Origin of the sequence: Chryseobacterium daecheongense (assembly GCF_003729955.1) — a bacterium.
In the GTDB taxonomy this organism is placed as follows: Bacteria; Bacteroidota; Bacteroidia; order Flavobacteriales; family Weeksellaceae; genus Chryseobacterium; species Chryseobacterium daecheongense.
Genome location: NZ_RJTX01000002.1, coordinates 680,915 through 699,671 on the forward strand (window position 1 = coordinate 680,915; position 18,757 = coordinate 699,671).

Genomic DNA, 18,757 nt, shown 5'->3' on the forward strand with positions numbered 1-18,757 from the left:
TTTAGAAATTATTACTTTTGCAATATGAATTTTACGAATCAGAAAAATATTATGGTCATTTCTAACATTATTGTTGTGATTAACAACAGTAAAGAAGCGGCATTGTAAAATATTTTAATTTAAAGCATATAAGCCGTTTCATATTGAAGCGGCTTTTTTTATTTCAAAAATTATGTATCAGTTATTAACAGTAATTATTATCGTCATTATTATTCCCTTACGTTGGTGAGAAGGATAGAGTATGACTGTACATATTTGAGCCCTCTCACATCATGAGAGGGCTTTTTTATTTCCCTTTTGTTAATTTTTTAAACCCTATACAATGTATTACAACAGCAAAACGATCGTGTATTTTAACGGAAACTTTCTCAAGGCCGAAGAAGCAGGAATAGACCTTTATGGGCAGTCACTGCATTATGGGTACTCCATTTTTGAAGGTATAAAATCTTATAAGACCGATCGCGGAACCAAAATTTTTAAAGCAAAAGAACATTATGAAAGACTGAAAAGATCGGCAGAGCTGATGCATATTCCGTTTGACTATCAGGTAGGTGAATTAATGGAACTCACGTATGAGCTTTTAGAGCGTAATGGATTCAGCGATGCTTATATCCGTCCATTGGTGACCTGTTCTTCCAATATGTCTCTTTCAAAAGGACAAAAATCCTATCTCTCTCTGCTTGCCTGGGAATGGAGCAATGGCTATCTCGCAGATAAAATGAAGATCATGACTTCCGGCTTTCAACGCCCAAATCCTAATGCCTTTAAAATAGAAGCTAAAGTAGGTGGGCATTATGTCAATTCTATTCTTGCCTGTCAGGATGCCAAAGACAAAGGCTATGACGAAGCCTTGTTACTGGACGAATATGGAAACGTTGCTGAAAGTTCCGGGGCCAATATATTCTATGAAAAGGATGGAACTTTATTTACCCCTGCAAAAGGAAGCATATTGCCGGGAATCACAAGACAAACTGTTTTTGAAATATGCAGTGAACTAAATATTCCTGTCAAAGAAACATTCTTTAAACCTGAAGAAATGAGAGGAGCTGATGCCGCTTTTTTCTGTGGTACAGCAGCTGAAATTGTGGCATTGGATTCTTTGGATGATGTTCCTTTCACCAAAAACTGGAAAGATACAGCAAGCGGCAAGATACAACAGGCCTATTATAAACTGGTAAGAGGTCTGTCGTTGTAAATTTTAATAATTTAAATAATTGATTATCAGTTAAATGAATCTGTTTTTCAAGCAATTGAATGTTGTAATTTTCATAAAAGTGAAAATGAAAACAATATTACAAGCTGTAGTTTTGGATCAGAATTAAAGAATTTTTGACACCAAGCTGGAAATAAAAACAGCAAATGCAGGATAATATGCTAAATAAATATTCAAAAACATTCACACAGAACAGCGAACAGCCTGCGGCAAAGGCAATGCTTTACGGAATAGGCTTTACAGAAGAAGATATGCACAAGGCTCAGATTGGTATAGCCAGTATGGGCTACGACGGAAATACCTGTAATATGCATCTTAACGATTTGGCAAAAGTGGTAAAAGAAGGGACCTGGAATCAAGGTCTTGCAGGGTTGATATTCAACACGATAGGAGTAAGCGATGGAATGAGTAATGGTACAGACGGGATGCGATACTCACTGGTAAGCCGGGATGTGATTGCAGATAGTATTGAAGCGATCTGCGGAGCACAATATTATGACGGAATCATTGCATTACCCGGCTGTGATAAAAATATGCCGGGAACCATCATTGCGATGGGAAGGCTGAACAGACCCTCCATCATGGTGTACGGAGGAACGATAGCTCCGGGATGCTACAAGAATGAGTCCCTCAATATCGTTTCAGCCTTTGAAGCCTTAGGAAAAAAGATTACCGGAGAAATTTCAGAAGAAGATTTCAATGGGATTATCAAAAACTCGTGTCCTGGAGCAGGAGCATGTGGAGGAATGTACACTGCCAATACCATGTCCTCAGCTATAGAAGCGCTAGGAATGAGTCTCCCATATTCATCTTCCAATCCTGCATTAAGTAAAGAAAAGCAGAATGAATGTCTGGAAGCCGGAAAATATATTAAAATACTACTCGAGAAAGATATCAAGCCATCAGATATTATGACCCGTAAAGCTTTTGAAAATGCGTTGCGTCTGATTATCATTCTTGGAGGAAGTACTAATGCCGTCCTGCATTTTATAGCCATGGCGAAAAGTGTTGGTGTTTCCGTAACTCAGGATGATTTCCAGAAAATGAGTGACTGCACACCGGTATTGGCAGATCTTAAGCCAAGCGGAAAATACCTCATGCAAGACCTTCATGAGCATGGGGGAACACCTGCTGTCATGAAATATTTATGGGAGGAAGGGTTGCTGCATGGTGACTGTTTAACGGTTACCGGGAAAACCGTCGCTGAAAATCTTGAAAATGTTCCCAGCCTTGATTTTACAGAACAAAAAATCATCAGACCTCTATCCAACCCCATTAAAGAAACGGGGCATCTGAGAATATTGTATGGTAACCTGGCCGAAAAGGGAAGCGTAGCCAAGATCACTGGAAAGGAAGGAGAGAAATTTTCAGGGAAAGCCAGAGTATTTGACGGCGAAAAAGATTTGATCAAAGGAATTGAAAATGGAAGAGTTCAACACGGTGATGTCATTGTTATCCGCCACGAGGGACCTAAAGGAGCTCCGGGAATGCCGGAAATGCTGAAACCAACCAGCGCTCTGGTGGGAGCAGGACTGGGTGGAAGTGTAGCTCTAATTACTGACGGAAGATTCAGTGGTGGGACTCATGGTTTTGTGGTAGGACATATTACTCCTGAAGCTTATGAAGGTGGGCTGATTGCTTTTGTGAAAGACAATGACCTTATTGAAATTGATGCTGTAAACAATACTATACAGCTAAAGGTTTCAGAAGAAGAAATCGAACAACGGAAAAAAGAATGGCAAAAACCTGAACTTAAAGTAAAAAAAGGACTGCTGTATAAATACGCACTCACCGTGTCATCAGCTGCTGAAGGCTGTGTAACAGACGAACTCACTTAATAAAAAACAATGAAAAATCTAAGTATCCCTACAGAAACAGAAATCAGTGGCAGCCGGATTATTCTTGAAGCATTTCTTCAGGAAGGGGTAAAAACAATATTCGGGTACCCAGGCGGGGCCATCATTCCAATTTATGATGCTCTTTACGATTATAAAGATCAGCTGGAACATATTCTGGTCCGCCATGAACAGGCAGCAGTCCATGCAGCGCAGGGACTTGCCAGAGTTTCGGGTGAAGTTGGTGTAGTGCTTGCGACAAGTGGTCCCGGGGCAACCAATCTGGTGACAGGCTTAGCCGATGCACTGCTGGATAATACGCCTATTGTTTGCATTACCGGACAGGTTTTTGAACATCTTCTGGGAACCGATGCTTTTCAGGAAATTGATGTGATGAATGTTACAAGCCCGGTTACCAAGTGGAATTATCAGGTAACCGATGCAAATGAACTTTCCGACGTACTGGCCAAAGCATTTTATATCGCAAGATCAGGTCGGCCGGGTCCCGTATTGATAGATGTAACAAAAAATGCCCAGCTGCAGAAAATTTTATACAGAGAATACACGTCGTGTGATTCTTTGAGAAGTTACAAGCCTGATCCTGTTCCCCATATAGGCTATATTGAGAAAGCAGCCGCATTGATCAATGAGGCCAAAAAACCATTTATTATTGCCGGACAGGGAATTATGCTGGGAAAAGCAGAAAAAGAGTTTCTGCGGTTTGCGGAAAAATCTGGAATTCCTGTGGCGTGGACGGTTTTGGGAATGAGTGCTATTCCGACGGATCATCCGCAGGCAGTAGGAATGGTAGGAATGCACGGGAACTACGGACCCAATATTCTTACCAATCAATGCGATGTCCTGATTGCAGTGGGAATGCGGTTTGATGACCGTGTGACCGGAAAGTTGGATCAGTATGCCAAACAGGCAAGAATCATTCATCTGGATATTGACAAAGCAGAGATCAATAAAAATGTGACAGTTGAAGTTCCTATTCTTGGAAACTGTAAAGAAACCCTACCGCTTCTTACACAGCTGATAAAAGAACGGCAGCATGTTGACTGGCATCAAAAGTTTAAAGATTGCTATGAAATTGAACATGATCAACTGATAAGCCATGAATTGTATCCTTCTGAAGGAGAAATTACCATGGGAGAAGTGATCTGTCAACTGAATGATATGACCCAAGGAGAGGCTGTTATCGTAACTGATGTAGGACAGCATCAGATGGCTGCTTGCAGATACTCAACCTTTAAACATTCCAGAAGCAATATTACCAGTGGCGGATTGGGAACTATGGGATTCTGCCTTCCTGCAGCAATAGGAGCCGCTTATGGAAGAACGAACCATCCGGTCATTGCGGTGATGGGAGATGGAGGAGCTCAAATGAATATCCAGGAGTTGGGAACGCTGATGCAGTATCAGCCTGATATCAAAATTTTAATTCTTAATAACTGTTATCTGGGCATGGTAAGACAATGGCAGGAGATGTTTCACGAAGAAAGGTATTCATCGGTTGATATTCAGAGCCCGGATTTTGTACAGGTTGCCAAAGGATATAATATTCCTGGAAAGAAAGTAATACAGAGAGAAGATTTGGAGGCTGGTCTTAACGAAATGCTTCATCATAAAGGTGCTTTTCTTCTGGAAGTAATGACTGGTAAAGAGCACAATGTTTTTCCAATGATTCCTCAAGGGAAAAGTGTCTCAGAAATTATCCTTACTCATCATAAAACAGATCAATAAAATATAGAAAAGATGAAATCAGAAAACAAAGAATACACCATTACTGCTTATACAGAAGACTTTCTAGGGCTGATTGGCAGGATCAATGCTATTTTTTCAAGGAGAAGAATCTCTATTGTGAATTTCAGTGCAGGGCCTTCGGAGATTGAAAATGTGAAGAAATTTGTAATCATTATCAGGGAATCGGAAGAATCTGTACGCAAGATCACTCAACAGATGGAAAAACAGGTAGATGTACTGGAAGTTCATTATCATAAAAATCCGTATCTGACCTCAATAGTACATGCGAGTTGATGGTGATCAATCTAAAGTAATAAATATCAACAAATAAAAAATTAAAAAATGGCAAAATTGAATTTTGGCGGAGTAGAAGAAAATGTAGTGACAAGAGAGGAGTTTCCGTTACAGAAAGCTCAGGAAGTATTAAAAGATGAAGTTGTAGCTGTGATCGGATATGGAGTACAGGGACCTGGACAGGCATTAAACCAGAAAGACAACGGGATCAATGTGATTGTTGGCCAGCGGAAAAACTCAAAATCATGGGACAAAGCTGTGGCAGACGGATTTGTACCCGGAGAAACACTGTTTGAAATAGAAGAGGCTCTGCAAAAAGGAACAATTATATGTTATCTCTTAAGCGATGCGGCTCAAATCGAGTACTGGCCTAAAGTAAAGCAGAATCTTACGCCTGGAAAAGCATTGTATTTCTCCCACGGTTTTGGAATTACGTTTAATGAACGTACAGGAATTGTTCCGCCGGCTGAAGTGGATGTTTTTCTGGTTGCACCTAAAGGGTCGGGAACATCACTGAGAAGAATGTTTCTGCAGGACCGGGGGCTGAACAGCAGTTTTGCCATATATCAGGATGCTACCGGAAAAGCAAGAGATAGAGTGACTGCATTGGGAATAGCCATTGGAAGCGGGTATTTATTTGAAACGGATTTTAAAAAAGAAGTATTCAGCGACCTTGCAGGAGAAAGAGGTACCCTTATGGGTGCCGTACAGGGTATATTTGCAGCCCAATACGATGTATTGAGGAAAAATGGACACAGCCCTTCCGAAGCATTTAATGAAACAGTAGAGGAATTGACACAATCATTAATGCCTTTGGTTGCAGAAAACGGCATGGACTGGATGTACGCGAACTGCAGCACCACAGCACAGAGAGGGGCTTTAGACTGGTGGAAACGTTTCAGAGATGCCACTTCTCCGTTGTTTGAGGAATTGTATGACAGTGTTGCAAAAGGAGCTGAAGCCCAACGTTCTATCGACAGCAACAGCAAACCCGATTACAGAGAAAAACTGGAAGTGGAACTGGCCGAGCTTAGAGAAAGCGAAATGTGGAGAGCAGGTAAGACGGTCCGAAGTCTTAGACCTGAGAATAATTAATCAATAAAAAATAATGGAGACACAAACGTATCCAACTGTTTTGGAAAATGTCTATAAAGCGGCAGAAAGGCTCAAAAATGTTGTAGTAAGAACACCGTTGGCCATTAATAATAACCTCTCTGATATATATGAAGCGAAGATAAGATTTAAAAGAGAAGACCTGCAGCAGGTGAGGTCTTACAAGATCAGGGGAGCTTACAATAAAATGGCAGTGATGGCTCCTGAAAGCCTTGCCAAAGGAGTGGTTTGTGCCAGTGCAGGAAACCATGCGCAGGGAGTAGCTTTTGCGTGCAGGACAATGAAGGTGAAAGGAACTATTTTCATGCCTTTGCCCACTCCGGGGCAGAAGTTGGAGCAGGTGAGAATGTTCGGTGGGAATCATATAGATATTGTCCTTTACGGGGATACTTTCGATGAAGCTAAAGATGCCGCAGAGAAGTTTTGCAAAGATCATCAGGGAATATTCATTCATCCGTTTGATGATCAGGATATTATTGATGGGCAGGCTACGGCAGCACTGGAAATCCTTGAACAGTCGGATGAGCAAATTGATTATCTCTTTCTTCCAGTGGGAGGCGGTGGTCTGGCTGCGGGTGTTTGTACAGTATTCCGCGAATTGTCTCCACAAACGAAGATCATAGGAGTGGAGCCTTCTGCAGCGGCAAGTATGAAAAAAGCACTGGAGAGAGGAAAGCCGGTGCTTCTTGAAAAGATCAGCCGTTTTGTAGACGGAGCTGCTGTACAGAAAGTGGGAAATCTTACTTTTGAACTTTGCAAAAATGTACTGCAGGATATGGCTACAGTTGATGAAGGATTGGTTTGTGAAACCATTCTCTCCCTCTATAATAAGGATGCTGTAGTAGTGGAACCAGCGGGTGCTCTTTCTGTTGCTGCACTGGAAAAATATAAGGATGAGATCAAAGGAAAAAATGTAGTCTGCATCATTAGTGGGAGTAATAATGACATTACCCGTATGGAAGAGATCAAAGAAAAAGCTCTTCTGCATGCAGGGTTAAAACATTATTTCCTTGTTAGGTTCGCACAGCGTCCGGGCACCCTGAAAACCTTCGTCATGAATGTGTTGGGGCCGAATGATGATATCACTTTTTTTGAATACACCAAAAAAAATTCAAAGGAGAAAGGCATTGCTGTCGTTGGAATTGGATTAAGGGATAGTAAAGATTTTACTCCGCTGTTTGATAATATGAAAAAGTATGATTTTTTTGTCAATTATCTGAACAATGATCCTTCTTTAATGAACCTTCTTATTTGAGAATTTGAATTGATTTTAATTATTATCGTTTGCAGATTACGCAGATTTTTGAGCTACGGGTTTTAAGAATCGACACAGATGTTAACAGCAGCAATATCGACATTGGAAAATGGAGTGTTAAGAAAATGAACCCTGTAAACGTTAAGAAAATTCTACTGTCCTAAGCGCGGGACTTTATTTGATTCTTAATATAGATTGCTACCGCGCAAGTTTTAGAATTTTTAGAGAACAGGATTCATTTTTAGCGGAAGTTTCCCGGTCTTGAATTTTTGATTCTTTTGTTCAAGACAAAAGAATAATATTCAACCTCTATATTATTATGAACCCGGATGTGAAGTAATTTGAGTAAAGAATAGAATAAAGAATAAAGAGATTGCTTCGCTGCTGTGCTCCTCGCAATGACAAAAATAAGCTTCGGCGGCCCATTCGGGCCGCCGAAGCTTATCTCTCAAGCGTAAAATTTGAAATAACTTTTGGACGCTCTGTTTCATTGGCAACTTTCCAGGATGTTCTGTACATCCATTCCGTCATTTTATAGAGTTTTTTATAATTGATGTTTTCAGACTCATCTTGTGGAGTATGATACTGATCGTGCAAAACGCTTGTGAAGAATATAGCTGGAATTCCGGCTTTTGCATAAGGCAAATGATCACTTCTGAAATAAAAATATTCTGCATGACTTGGAGAATCCCAATCTTTTAGGTATTTGAATTTTGTACTTTCATGGTTAGCTTCTTCCGCCATTTTTACCAGTTCCTCCGAGTTTTTATGCGGAGCATTTCCTCCCAGTAAAGCAGCTTCTTCAAGATTGTTTCTTCCTATCATATCCCCATTAAGAACGGCTACAATATTTTCTTTCGGAACTACGGGATGAGCAGCATGCCATCTGGACCCTAACAATCCTCTTTCTTCAGCACCATGAAATACAAAAAGAATGCTTCTTTTTCCTGGCTGCTTTTTATATGCTCTTGCCATGGCTAACATAGCAACACAGGTACTTGCATTATCATCGGCTCCGTTATAAATGGTGTCATTTTTTACAGGGTGCCTTATCCCATCGTGATCCTGATGTCCGCTGATCAGGACATATTCATTTTTCAGTTTAGGATCTGTACCCTCAATTTTTCCGATGATATTTACGGATGGGTATTTATAGGTTTCTGTAATGAGTTGTAAGGAGATCTTAGGATTATTTTTTACCCAACCGGCGTTTTCTCTTTTAATCCATAGTACAGGAATAGCATTGGAAACGGTTTCTCTTAATCCTTCCACTCCATAAGTACCTCTTGTCATTTGTGGGACAACTTCCACCCAGCTTTTCTCCGAAGTATCATCGGTGATGAAGATGATGGCTTTTGCACCCAGTTCAAAGGCTTTGCTATAGTATTTGGTTCTTACAAATCCCGGGTATCTTCTTACAAAAAGAGTCATTTCTTTAGCAATGTTTTTGTCGGAGGCATTGATGGCTAAAACTCTCCCTTTCAGATTGAATTTTGATAAATCTTCAGGTTCTGCATTTCCCGCATAAACGATTTCTGAATCCAGATTAGCATTCACAGGTTCTGCAACCAGGAAGTCTTTCCATAATTTGAGCTTGCTTTCTCCAATTGTTAAAGTACTTTGTGGAATTACCTGATGCCTGTACATATCAAAGAACTGGAAAAATGTACCATGATCTCCGGCGGGGCTCATTCCCGCTTCTTTTGCTTTATCAGCCAGCCACATGGAAACTTTAAGTTCATCCAATGTTCCTGCTTCACGGCCCCAGAACTGGTCTGCTGCCAATTCGTACATATCCTTTTTAAGATCGGATTCCTTGATGGCGGAAACCAGCGGTTTTTTATAAGACTGTGCATTTCCCATAAAAAAAAGGAAAAGACCTAATAATGAGAAGTAATAATTTTTTTTCATGATGTATCGTTAATTCTTGTTAGCCAACTTTTCAGAAAACTGTTTTGAAAATTCTTTTCTGTCTTCTTCCAGCTTTTCCTGGTTACCCGGAAGAACATAATTGAAAAGGATTTTATCCTCATGATCGATGAAAATAATCTCTTTTTCTTCACCGTCTATCATCTGGGAGAAAATTTCCCACATGGAAACGTCTTTCAGCTTTAATAAATCGAAGAACTGATCTGCTTTTATCTCTATTTTTTTCATTTTATACTCAAATGTCTTTGACCATTTTTTAAAATTCTAAAAGTTTTAATTTAAACTGTATTGCAAAATTCTGTTTAAAGTTGGTGGTTGTGTAATAACCCACCCTGTAAAACAATCCCAGATTGAAGTAAGAAGATAAGAAGTTATTCCATTCTAACCCTACTTCCTGATACAGGTGATCCAGCTTTCTGAACTTGAACTGATGATACTCAGGATGTTTCATGTCTCCAATGGTTCCCCTCAGTACAAAATCAAAGCTCGAAACATTTTTTCCGAAGCTTTTGAAATAGAACGGAAGCTTATGGGTGAAATAATAGGCAATGAATTTATCATTATAATACTTTCCACCTTCCAATGTTGCAAAACCAAGATAAGATGTAAGGTTGAAATTGATGTCTCTGCCCGGAGAAGCCAGCCCGTTCATCGTAAAATGTTTCCAGATAGGCGCTTCACCCAATACCAAACCTCCGTAAAGCCGTACACCGGTAGTTCCCAGCATGGTTTTAAAGTTGTGAACAAAAAGCGCATCAAATCGGGTATAATTAAAGTCTCCACCGAATACTTTGAAGCTTTGCTCATAGTTAAAATACAACTCAGGGAATTTCTGCTCAATGATGGATTTCCCTTGTGGAGTCATTATATTGGTTGAATTGGGAGAGAATTTCAGGGTAAATAAAGTGTTGAAATTTTCAAATGCTGGGCCTCTTCCCCTGAATCCATAGTCGAACATGGCTTCTTCAAAATTTCTTTTGGCGGCAAATACGAGAGTGAGTCCGTTGGTGACGTCATTGAGATAGGATAGGGAAGCTCCTCTGAAATGATAGTATTTGTCATTATTAAGGTTATTTCCGTAATTCATCATTCTCATTTTAAAGTTCCAGAGTCTTCTGTAAAATTCTCCCGAAGCATTCACATCATTATAATATTCAGCCCTGAAAAATGAGTTTTTATCCAGAGTAGTTTTGATATCAAGACCAATCCCGTATTTCCATTTGTCGTCTTTGAAACCATACGCGAAATAATAATCAGGTGAAAAGTAGGGATTGAAGGTTTCATTCAGCTTAGCTTTTAAACCAACTCTGAATCCTTCATACAAGTTATAATTAACGATTTCGTCTACTGCAAAATCCACAACTCCAACTCTAATCTGTCCATTAATTAAACCAGTCAGTATTCTGGCTTTATTATCAATATTGTAAATCTTCCCTAAACTGTCAATAGTAGTATAGGTATTCCTTTCTCTTTCTGTGAGAGGATCTGTCCTGTAGAGATCCAGTGTTTTACCATCCGCATTCTTTACCGAAAAAGTGTAGCCTTTGAAATCTTTGGCTTTTTCTTCAACAGGTGATTGAAAATCAAAATATTTGGAAGTCAGGAAAGCGTAGGTTCCAAAACTTCTTTTATCTTTTTTCTCGGCTTTATTTTCCGGGTGTTCCTTATCATCTTCTTCCATTCCCATTTTACCCATCCTTAGTTTTACCTTTTCATGGGCAAGGAACCACTTGTTATTATAATAGACCCAGGTGCTGGTAATAATTCCGTCGTTTTTATTTTTACTGAAATTTTCTATTTTTTTGATCCCATAGGTTTCAGTATCTATATAAATGGCGCCATTGAATTTCCTTTTTTTATCAGGTTTTTTATAATTCACTTCACGGAAACGGATCACGAAATTCTTTCTGCCGTCCAACTCAATGGTATCGGTCAGGAAAAAACGGTAAAGCCCCCTGTTTTCTTGTTTTAATTGATTGGGAAGTTTATCTCTGTTACTTTGCTGCAAGGCTATCATTTCATAAATAGGCTGCTTAAGTCCTGAAATCCTGTTATCCAGGATATTCACCTTCTCACCGTATTTTTTAGAATATAGAAATTCCTGCGCTCGTTCCCAAAGGAATAATTTACTCTTGGAAAATATTTTTCTTGCAGAAATATTATTTAATGAATCTTTTTCTCTTTTCTTTTTGAAAAAATCACTCTCATCAAAAAACTGGTTGAATTGAGAAATGCTGTCTTCATCAATATCCAGGGAAACCTTTTCGTAGGATTTATAGGAATAGGAATCTAAGCTTTTCGGGGAATTCTCTTTGAATTGCTGATTAACTTTTTTAAGAATTTCCAATGCTCTCGGATCACTTTTATCTTCCAGAATGACCGTTTCAATAGCTGTTGTGGCAGAAGAACTTTTGAGAAGAGAAACTTCCATGGTATCTTCTACCGGAACGGTTTCTTTTTGATAGTTGACTGCCTGTATTTCGATACGATTACATTTGGATTTGAATTCCAGAGTTCCCTGATGGTCTGTGATTCCGAGAATTTTCCCGTTACAGGTTATTGTAGCATTGGGAACAGGGGTTTTGTCAACATCATCAATGACTTTAATTTTTGATTGTGAATAACCAAAAGCAAACGCCCAGAAAAATATAAACAATAAAACCCTTTTCATGTGAAAAACAATATCAAAAATAATAATATTTATCTGTTCTGAAAAGTTTTTAAGAATTCTTAATATTCTGGCAGATAAATAAAAACTCCCGAGACCTCGGGAGTTTTTTACTATTATTTATATCCTGTATTTATAGCTGCAATGCTTTTTGATAAGCATTTTCCAGTCCAGCAAGGTTTTTTCCGCCTGCTGTTGCGAATCCCGGATTCCCACCGCCTCCGCCTTGGATTTCTTTTGCTAAATCTTTTACAATAGCTCCAGCCTGGTAATTAGCAGCTAAATCGTCAGAAACACCTACGGTGATCATTGGTTTTCCATCTGCATCAGAAAGAACTATGGTAACAGAAGAAGGGATTTCCTTTTTCAGCTGGAAAACAATGTCTTTTACCGAACCTGCATCCAAAGAAGTTTTCTTTACCAGCAATTGTTTATCACCTTTTTGTTCGTAAGCGTTTTTCCAATCATTGATTTCTCCTTTTGCCTTTTCTTTTTTCAAGGCATCAACTTCGGATTTTAAAGAGGAGTTTTCTTCGAGTAATTTTTCAATAGATTTCACTACATCTTTCGATTTCAGCAATTGAGAAAGTTCAGTGATCTGTTTTTCCAGATTGTTGAAATACTCATCAGACTTATCTCCGGAAATGGCTTCAATTCTTCGGATTCCCGCAGCTGTTGAGCTTTCGGATGAGATTTTGAAATGGCCGATCTCGCTGGTGTTTTTCACGTGAGTACCTCCACAAAGCTCTTTTGAGCTTCCAAATTGGATCATTCTTACATTGTCTCCATATTTTTCACCGAATAAAGCCATTGCCCCCTTATCCAGAGCTTCCTGGATAGGAATATTTCTGAATTCCTGCAAAGCAATACTTTCTTTGATCTTTTTATTTACTTTTTCTTCTACCAAAGCCAATTCCTCTTCCGTCATTTTGCTGAAATGAGAGAAGTCGAAACGAAGGTAATCAGGACCTACGTAAGAACCTTTTTGCTCTACGTGAGTTCCTAAAACTTCTCTTAATGCCTCATGTAAAAGGTGGGTTGCAGAGTGGTTGGCCTGAGTGTTTTTTCTGTCAGTAGCATTCACTTTAGCATAGAAAACAGCTCCTGCATCTTTTGGAAGCCCATTGATCAAAGAAATGATCAGTCCGTTTTCCTTTTTGGTATCTAACACCTCAAAACTTTCGGTTGCATTTTCAAGAACACCTTTATCTCCGATTTGTCCACCTCCTTCCGGATAGAAAGGAGAGTTGCTTAATACCACCTGATAAAATTCCCCGTCTTTATTTTCTACTTTTCTGTATCTTGTAATATACGTTTCAGCTTCGATCTGGTCATAACCAACAAAAGTTTCAGGCTTTTCTTCTAAAATGACCCAATCATACACTTTAGAAGCAGAATCTTTTTTGGAACGCTGCTTTTGCTTTTCCATTTCAGCTTCGAAACCTTTTTCATCAATGGTTAGCCCTTTTTCCTCTGCGATAATTCTCGTTAAATCATCAGGAAAACCATAGGTGTCATATAATTCAAAAACCTCTTCGCTTGGCAATACTTTCAGATTGTCTGCAATAGTCTGCTGAATTAATTTTTCAACCCTGATCAACCCGTTTTCAATGGTTTTTAGGAAAGATTCTTCTTCACTTTTGATTACCTCAGAAACCAATTGTCCTTGTTTTTCCAGTTCCGGGAAGAATGTACCCATCTGGTCTTTAAGAACGGAAACCAACTTGAAAAGGAAAGGTTCTTTCATGCCTAAGAATCTATAAGAGTAAGAAATCGCTCTTCTCAAAATCCTTCTGATTACATATCCTGCACCTCCGTTAGAAGGTAATTGTCCGTCTGCAATAGCAAAAGAAACTGCTCTGATATGGTCTACCACCACACGGATCGCAATATCTTTTTCATCTTCTAAAACTCCGGTATATTTTTTACCGGAAAGCTCTTCCACTTTAGAGATCAACGGAGTGAAAACATCTGTGTCATAGTTGGAAGATTTTCCCTGTAATGCCATACAAAGACGTTCAAAGCCCATTCCGGTATCTACATGCTGTTTGGGCAGTTTTTCTAGGCTTCCGTCAGCTTTTCTGTTGAATTCCATGAAAACGAGATTCCAAACTTCCACTACTTGCGGATGATCATTGTTGACCAATTCTAATCCGGAAACTTTTGCTTTCTCTTCCTCGCTTCTTAAATCCACATGGATCTCAGAACAAGGTCCACACGGTCCGCTTTCTCCCATTTCCCAGAAGTTGTCTTTTTTGTTTCCGTTGATAATTCTATCTTCGGAAATATGAGACTTCCAGAAATCATAAGCATCCTGATCTCTTTCCAGGTTCTCAGTAGCATCTCCTTCAAAAATCGTTACATACAGGTTCTCTTTAGGAATTCCATACACTCCCGTTAAAAGTTCCCAGGCAAAAGCAATAGCATCTTTTTTAAAATAATCACCGAAAGACCAGTTTCCTAACATTTCAAACATGGTATGGTGATACGTATCTCTACCCACATCATCCAAGTCATTATGCTTTCCTGAAACCCTCAGACATTTTTGAGTATCAGCAATTCTGGGAGCGGTAGGTTCCTTATATCCTAAGAAAAAATCCTTGAACTGCGTCATTCCGGAATTGGAAAACATTAAAGTAGGGTCGTCTTTCAATACAATAGGTGCTGAAGGAACGATAAGGTGGTCTTTGCTTTTAAAATAATCTAAAAATTTTTGACGGATCTCTTGTGATGTCATCATGATATATATATTGCTTTGCTTTTTATAATTTTTTGATAAGATGCAAATTTAAGGTTTTTAGTCGATTCGGATATACTTTAAAATATTGAAGGCATAATTTTTTACAGGACCTATGTGGAACTCATGTTTTGGTTTCAAAAAGAGTTGTTTGTCATTCTGAACAGAACGAAGTGGAATGAAGAATCTCAACAGTTCTATGAAATGACAAAATTGATATTTAATCCTTCATTATTCAATTCCTTTTAATATTTTTGATTCTCGATGATTGAGCAGATCATACCGATGATAATGTTGTAAATATATTAGTGCATAAATGAAAAACGAAGTACTGAAAAGCTGGGTAGACCAGTATTCCGGGCCACTTTTGAAAAGAGCGGTTTATCTGCTTTCGGATAAGGAAGAAGCACAGGATATCGTTCAGGAAGTTTTTCTGTCCGCTTTTTCAGCTTATGATTCTTTCGAGGGGAAAAGCCAGCCTTTGACTTGGCTGATGACCATTCTCAACAGAAAAGTGGCAGATTTTTATCGAAAAAAATATAAATCTGAACCGAACATCAGTCTTGATCATTTTTTTGATGAAACAGGCTCCTGGAAGAATAATGATGTGCTGAATGACTGGGATGTATCTGCTAAAGAATCAGAACTTTTAAATGATAAAGATTTTAACACAACATTGGAGGAGTGTATCGAAGATTTGCCCTCCAGGTGGAAGATTCCACTGAAAATGTATTATCTTCAGGAAAAAAAAGCACCGGAAGTAAGTCAGGAATTGAATATTTCCACGACTAATCTTTGGAAGATTCTGCAAAGAGGAAGAATGCAGCTGAGAGAATGCCTGGATTTTAACTGGTTTGCGAAATCATAAAGAAAGAATATAAGAATGTTGAGCAAATTGATACATCTTGTTTTTTTACCATGCAGTGAGGCTACCTTACTGATGGAAAAACGTAATGCAGAAACCATTTCTCCCAAAGAGAACTGGAAGCTTTCTCTGCATCTGAAGATTTGTAAATGGTGCAGAGCATACAAACAAAAGCTGGAAATCTTAGATGATATTTTGAGAAGAAAGCTTTCACAAGCGGAAGATAATAAAATTAATGAATCTGATATTCAGGGTTTTAAAGATAAAATGTTTGAAAAATTAGATTCTTAATAAAAATTTTGTCAGGATTTTGAAATGGTTCCGACTATACTTTTGAAAATAATAAAGTATTCATTCAAAATCTTAAATCTATGAACGGAACTACTACAGAAATCAGTCAACGAAGCCCGACCTCTCAAATCGGTTATTACATTTCGTTATTCGGAGCGGCCCTTATTTTATTGTGGATCGGTGTTTTTAAATTCACCCCTACAGAGGCAGCAGCAATAAAACCATTGGTGGAAAACCATTTTTTGACATCTTTCGTATATGATGTTATGAGTGTTCAGGCAGTGTCAAATACTATCGGAGTTATAGAAATTATCATTGCCTTACTATTGATATTTAGTGTGAAATTTGCATTTCTAAGAAGATATGCGGGAATCGGAATGATTATTACGTTTCTTATGACACTAAGTTATTTGTTAACAACACCGGGTGTATGGAAAATAGTGGACGGAGTTCCGGTGACAGACTTTTTTATCCTGAAAGATCTGATGCTTTTAGGATTTGGATTGATGATACTTCAAAAGAAATAATAATGAATAAAAAGAATACAATGAAAAGTATATTCATATTGCTCGGAATTGTTCTGGGTATAGCAGTTTTTGCCACAAGCTGTAAAGATTCGGCGAAATCAAAATCAACGGAAACTAAAAAAGAAAATGAGACCATTATGGACAGTAAAAATGTAAGAGAAATTTATTTTGCAGGCGGGTGTTTTTGGGGAACAGAGCACTTTTTTCAACAAATTCGCGGTGTTGTAGGAACCGAAGTAGGTTATGCCAACGGAAATACCGAAAATCCCACTTACGAAGAAGTGGTAAGCCACACTACGGGCTTTGCGGAAACAGTGAAGGTAAAATATGATCCTGAGCAGGTTGATTTAAAATTATTAATTGATCTGTATTTCAAAACCATTGATCCTACAAGTATCAATAAGCAGGGAAATGATAGAGGAGACCAGTACAGAACAGGAATTTATTATACAGATAAAGCTGATGAAGCCATCGTAAAAGGAGAAGTTCAGAAATTGGCTAAAAATTACAGCAAGCCGGTAGTGGTAGAAACCATTCCTTTAAAGAACTTCTATAAGGCGGAAGATTATCACCAGGATTATTTGGATAAAAATCCGGGCGGATACTGCCATATTGAACCGGGACTTTTTGAAATGGCGAGAAACGCCAATCCGCTTCCGAAAACAAAATATCAAAAACAAAGTAAGGAAGTACTGAAGGAAAAACTGACTCCGACTCAATATGATGTAACCCAGAATAATGCTACAGAAAGACCTTACACTAATGAATATGACAAAGAGTTTCGTGATGGAATTTATGTTGACATTACAACTGGTGAGCCATTATTTATTTCAACAGATAAATTTGAATCCGGTTGCGGATGGCCAAGCTTTTCAAAACCGATTACCAAAAATCTGATCAGTGAAAAAATGGATAAGTCTCATGGAATGACAAGGGTAGAGGTAAGAAGTAAAACAGGGGATGCCCATTTAGGACATGTATTTACAGACGGTCCTGAAGATAAAGGAGGGTTACGCTATTGTATCAACAGTGCTTCCCTGAAGTTTATTCCGAAAGAGGAAATGGAGAAGAAAGGATATGGAGAATATCTCCCGTTGTTGGATAAAAAATAAAGAAAAGGTCGCTTTAAGCGACCTTTTTAATTTTAGAATATTTAATGTTTTTGCATTAAGTTGTTGATCTTCTTTTCCAGGGCATCAATTTTATTTTGCTGTTCTTTTAAGGCATTCACCAGTACCGGAATGATTTCCGTGTAAGAAATTCCAAGCATTTTATTTTCGGAAGTTTCCACAATTTCAGGAATGATCTTTTTCATTTCCTGTGCACTGAAGCCCAGCTTAACCGCTTTATTGGTGTCATCTTTTAAAGTATATGAAATAGGAGCCATTTCCATGATCTCTTTCAATCCGTAGCTTAGGTTTTTAATATTTTCTTTCAGGCGGATGTCAGAACTTACATTAGGAGAGTTGGTAAGGTAAAGCCTTCCGAAGCGATGATCCGGATCTCCTAAATCTGTGGTATTATTATATCCGGGTCTTATGATTCCTTCCTGAAAAGTATAAATATCAGCTGTTGAACCTTCTACATCAAAGGTCACACTGTTTCGTCCGTTGGCGTTCGTTGCAGGAACTCCTGTTAAAGCAGCAGTATTGTTGTTGGCAATATAACCGGGAGTGATCACAAAACGAGAGGTATTATTGCCTCCTGTGTCCTGGATCACAAATCCTTTAAAAAAGCCAAAATCCGGGGACTGTATTACCAAAGCATCCTTTGCACCGGGTTCAATAATACTTAGCTTTACGGTAGGAGCATTATTATTGATCCCTACATTACCATCATTTAACACTGTAAGAAGTTCTGTGCCTGAAGAATTATTGATTTCTAACGATTTTGTACTGGATGTATTGCCTAAACCAACAATATCTAAGGCGGCGGATGGATTAGAAGTTCTTATTCCAACTTGTGCATCAAACGTTGAAAATAAGGCACAGCTTACCATAAAAGTGATCATTTTTTTCATTTTCTTTGTTTTGTTTTTTTAAGGGGAGACAAAGTAAGTGATTAAAATTTTAATGATATTTTGGTTTATTTATGAAAAAAATAAATTTACTTAAAGTTATTTTAATGAATATTTCATTATTTTAGGGAATGAAATGTTAATAATCTATTATCCTATAGTATTTACTAAAAAAATGACCCAGCAATGAAGTGAATATTTTTTATGAATACTAAAAAAGTGATCCATTTCTGAACCACTTTAATTGTTAAATATTTTAATTTGAGA

At 38.3% G+C, this 18,757-nt stretch carries 15 protein-coding genes; 10 read left to right on the forward strand and 5 right to left on the reverse strand.

What is annotated here, in order from left to right:
- Nucleotides 1-322: 322 nt before the first annotated feature.
- From ilvE to ilvA, 6 genes are all read left to right on the forward strand, one after another.
- Nucleotides 323-1,195, forward strand: a complete 873-nt coding sequence (gene ilvE / locus EGI05_RS11635) for a branched-chain-amino-acid transaminase (RefSeq protein ID WP_123263189.1) — start codon at nucleotides 323-325, stop codon at nucleotides 1,193-1,195.
- A gap of 176 nt (nucleotides 1,196-1,371) precedes the next feature.
- Nucleotides 1,372-3,051 carry a dihydroxy-acid dehydratase gene (gene ilvD, locus EGI05_RS11640; RefSeq protein WP_185144973.1) on the forward strand — a complete coding sequence of 560 codons (1,680 nt, stop codon included), beginning with the start codon at nucleotides 1,372-1,374 and terminating at the stop codon, nucleotides 3,049-3,051.
- Between the two features lie 9 nt (nucleotides 3,052-3,060).
- Nucleotides 3,061-4,794, forward strand: a complete 1,734-nt coding sequence (gene ilvB, locus EGI05_RS11645; protein WP_123263191.1) for a biosynthetic-type acetolactate synthase large subunit — start codon at nucleotides 3,061-3,063, stop codon at nucleotides 4,792-4,794.
- Between the two features lie 12 nt (nucleotides 4,795-4,806).
- Entirely contained in the window at nucleotides 4,807-5,088 is a 282-nt protein-coding gene (locus EGI05_RS11650) for an ACT domain-containing protein (RefSeq protein ID WP_123263192.1), read from the forward strand.
- 48 nt (nucleotides 5,089-5,136) lie between these two features.
- Entirely contained in the window at nucleotides 5,137-6,183 is a 1,047-nt protein-coding gene (gene ilvC, locus EGI05_RS11655; RefSeq protein WP_123263193.1) for a ketol-acid reductoisomerase, read from the forward strand.
- 13 nt (nucleotides 6,184-6,196) lie between these two features.
- Nucleotides 6,197-7,456 (forward strand): threonine ammonia-lyase IlvA, encoded by a 1,260-nt coding sequence (gene ilvA / locus EGI05_RS11660; RefSeq protein WP_123263194.1) that lies wholly within the window; start codon nucleotides 6,197-6,199, stop codon nucleotides 7,454-7,456.
- A gap of 441 nt (nucleotides 7,457-7,897) precedes the next feature.
- Here the strand turns inward: ilvA and EGI05_RS11665 are convergent, their stop codons facing one another.
- The 4 genes from EGI05_RS11665 to alaS form a co-directional block, all read right to left on the reverse strand.
- Nucleotides 7,898-9,367 (reverse strand): M20/M25/M40 family metallo-hydrolase, encoded by a 1,470-nt coding sequence (locus EGI05_RS11665; protein ID WP_123263195.1) that lies wholly within the window; start codon nucleotides 9,365-9,367, stop codon nucleotides 7,898-7,900.
- Nucleotides 9,368-9,376: 9 nt separating this feature from the next.
- Nucleotides 9,377-9,613: a hypothetical protein gene (locus EGI05_RS11670; RefSeq protein WP_123263196.1), complete on the reverse strand. Its 237-nt coding sequence runs from the start codon at nucleotides 9,611-9,613 to the stop codon at nucleotides 9,377-9,379.
- Between the two features lie 28 nt (nucleotides 9,614-9,641).
- Nucleotides 9,642-12,056, reverse strand: a complete 2,415-nt coding sequence (locus tag EGI05_RS11675) for a peptidase associated and DUF5686 domain-containing protein (RefSeq protein WP_123263197.1) — start codon at nucleotides 12,054-12,056, stop codon at nucleotides 9,642-9,644.
- A gap of 130 nt (nucleotides 12,057-12,186) precedes the next feature.
- Nucleotides 12,187-14,790, reverse strand: a complete 2,604-nt coding sequence (gene alaS, locus EGI05_RS11680) for an alanine--tRNA ligase (protein WP_123263393.1) — start codon at nucleotides 14,788-14,790, stop codon at nucleotides 12,187-12,189.
- Nucleotides 14,791-15,106: 316 nt separating this feature from the next.
- Here alaS and EGI05_RS11685 point away from each other — a divergent pair, with 316 nt between their 5' ends.
- The 4 genes from EGI05_RS11685 to msrB all read left to right on the forward strand — a co-directional run bounded on the left by EGI05_RS11685 (nucleotide 15,107) and on the right by msrB (nucleotide 17,585).
- Nucleotides 15,107-15,658: an RNA polymerase sigma factor gene (locus EGI05_RS11685; protein WP_123263198.1), complete on the forward strand. Its 552-nt coding sequence runs from the start codon at nucleotides 15,107-15,109 to the stop codon at nucleotides 15,656-15,658.
- Between the two features lie 15 nt (nucleotides 15,659-15,673).
- A complete protein-coding gene (locus EGI05_RS11690) occupies nucleotides 15,674-15,946 on the forward strand; it encodes a hypothetical protein (RefSeq protein WP_123263199.1) in 273 nt (90 codons plus the stop codon).
- An 80-nt stretch (nucleotides 15,947-16,026) separates the two neighbouring features.
- Nucleotides 16,027-16,473, forward strand: a complete 447-nt coding sequence (locus EGI05_RS11695; RefSeq protein ID WP_123263200.1) for a DUF417 family protein — start codon at nucleotides 16,027-16,029, stop codon at nucleotides 16,471-16,473.
- A 20-nt stretch (nucleotides 16,474-16,493) separates the two neighbouring features.
- Nucleotides 16,494-17,585, forward strand: a complete 1,092-nt coding sequence (gene msrB, locus EGI05_RS11700; protein WP_123263394.1) for a peptide-methionine (R)-S-oxide reductase MsrB — start codon at nucleotides 16,494-16,496, stop codon at nucleotides 17,583-17,585.
- A 41-nt stretch (nucleotides 17,586-17,626) separates the two neighbouring features.
- Here the strand turns inward: msrB and EGI05_RS11705 are convergent, their stop codons facing one another.
- Nucleotides 17,627-18,493: a tail fiber domain-containing protein gene (locus tag EGI05_RS11705; protein WP_123263201.1), complete on the reverse strand. Its 867-nt coding sequence runs from the start codon at nucleotides 18,491-18,493 to the stop codon at nucleotides 17,627-17,629.
- Nucleotides 18,494-18,757 lie beyond the last annotated feature (264 nt).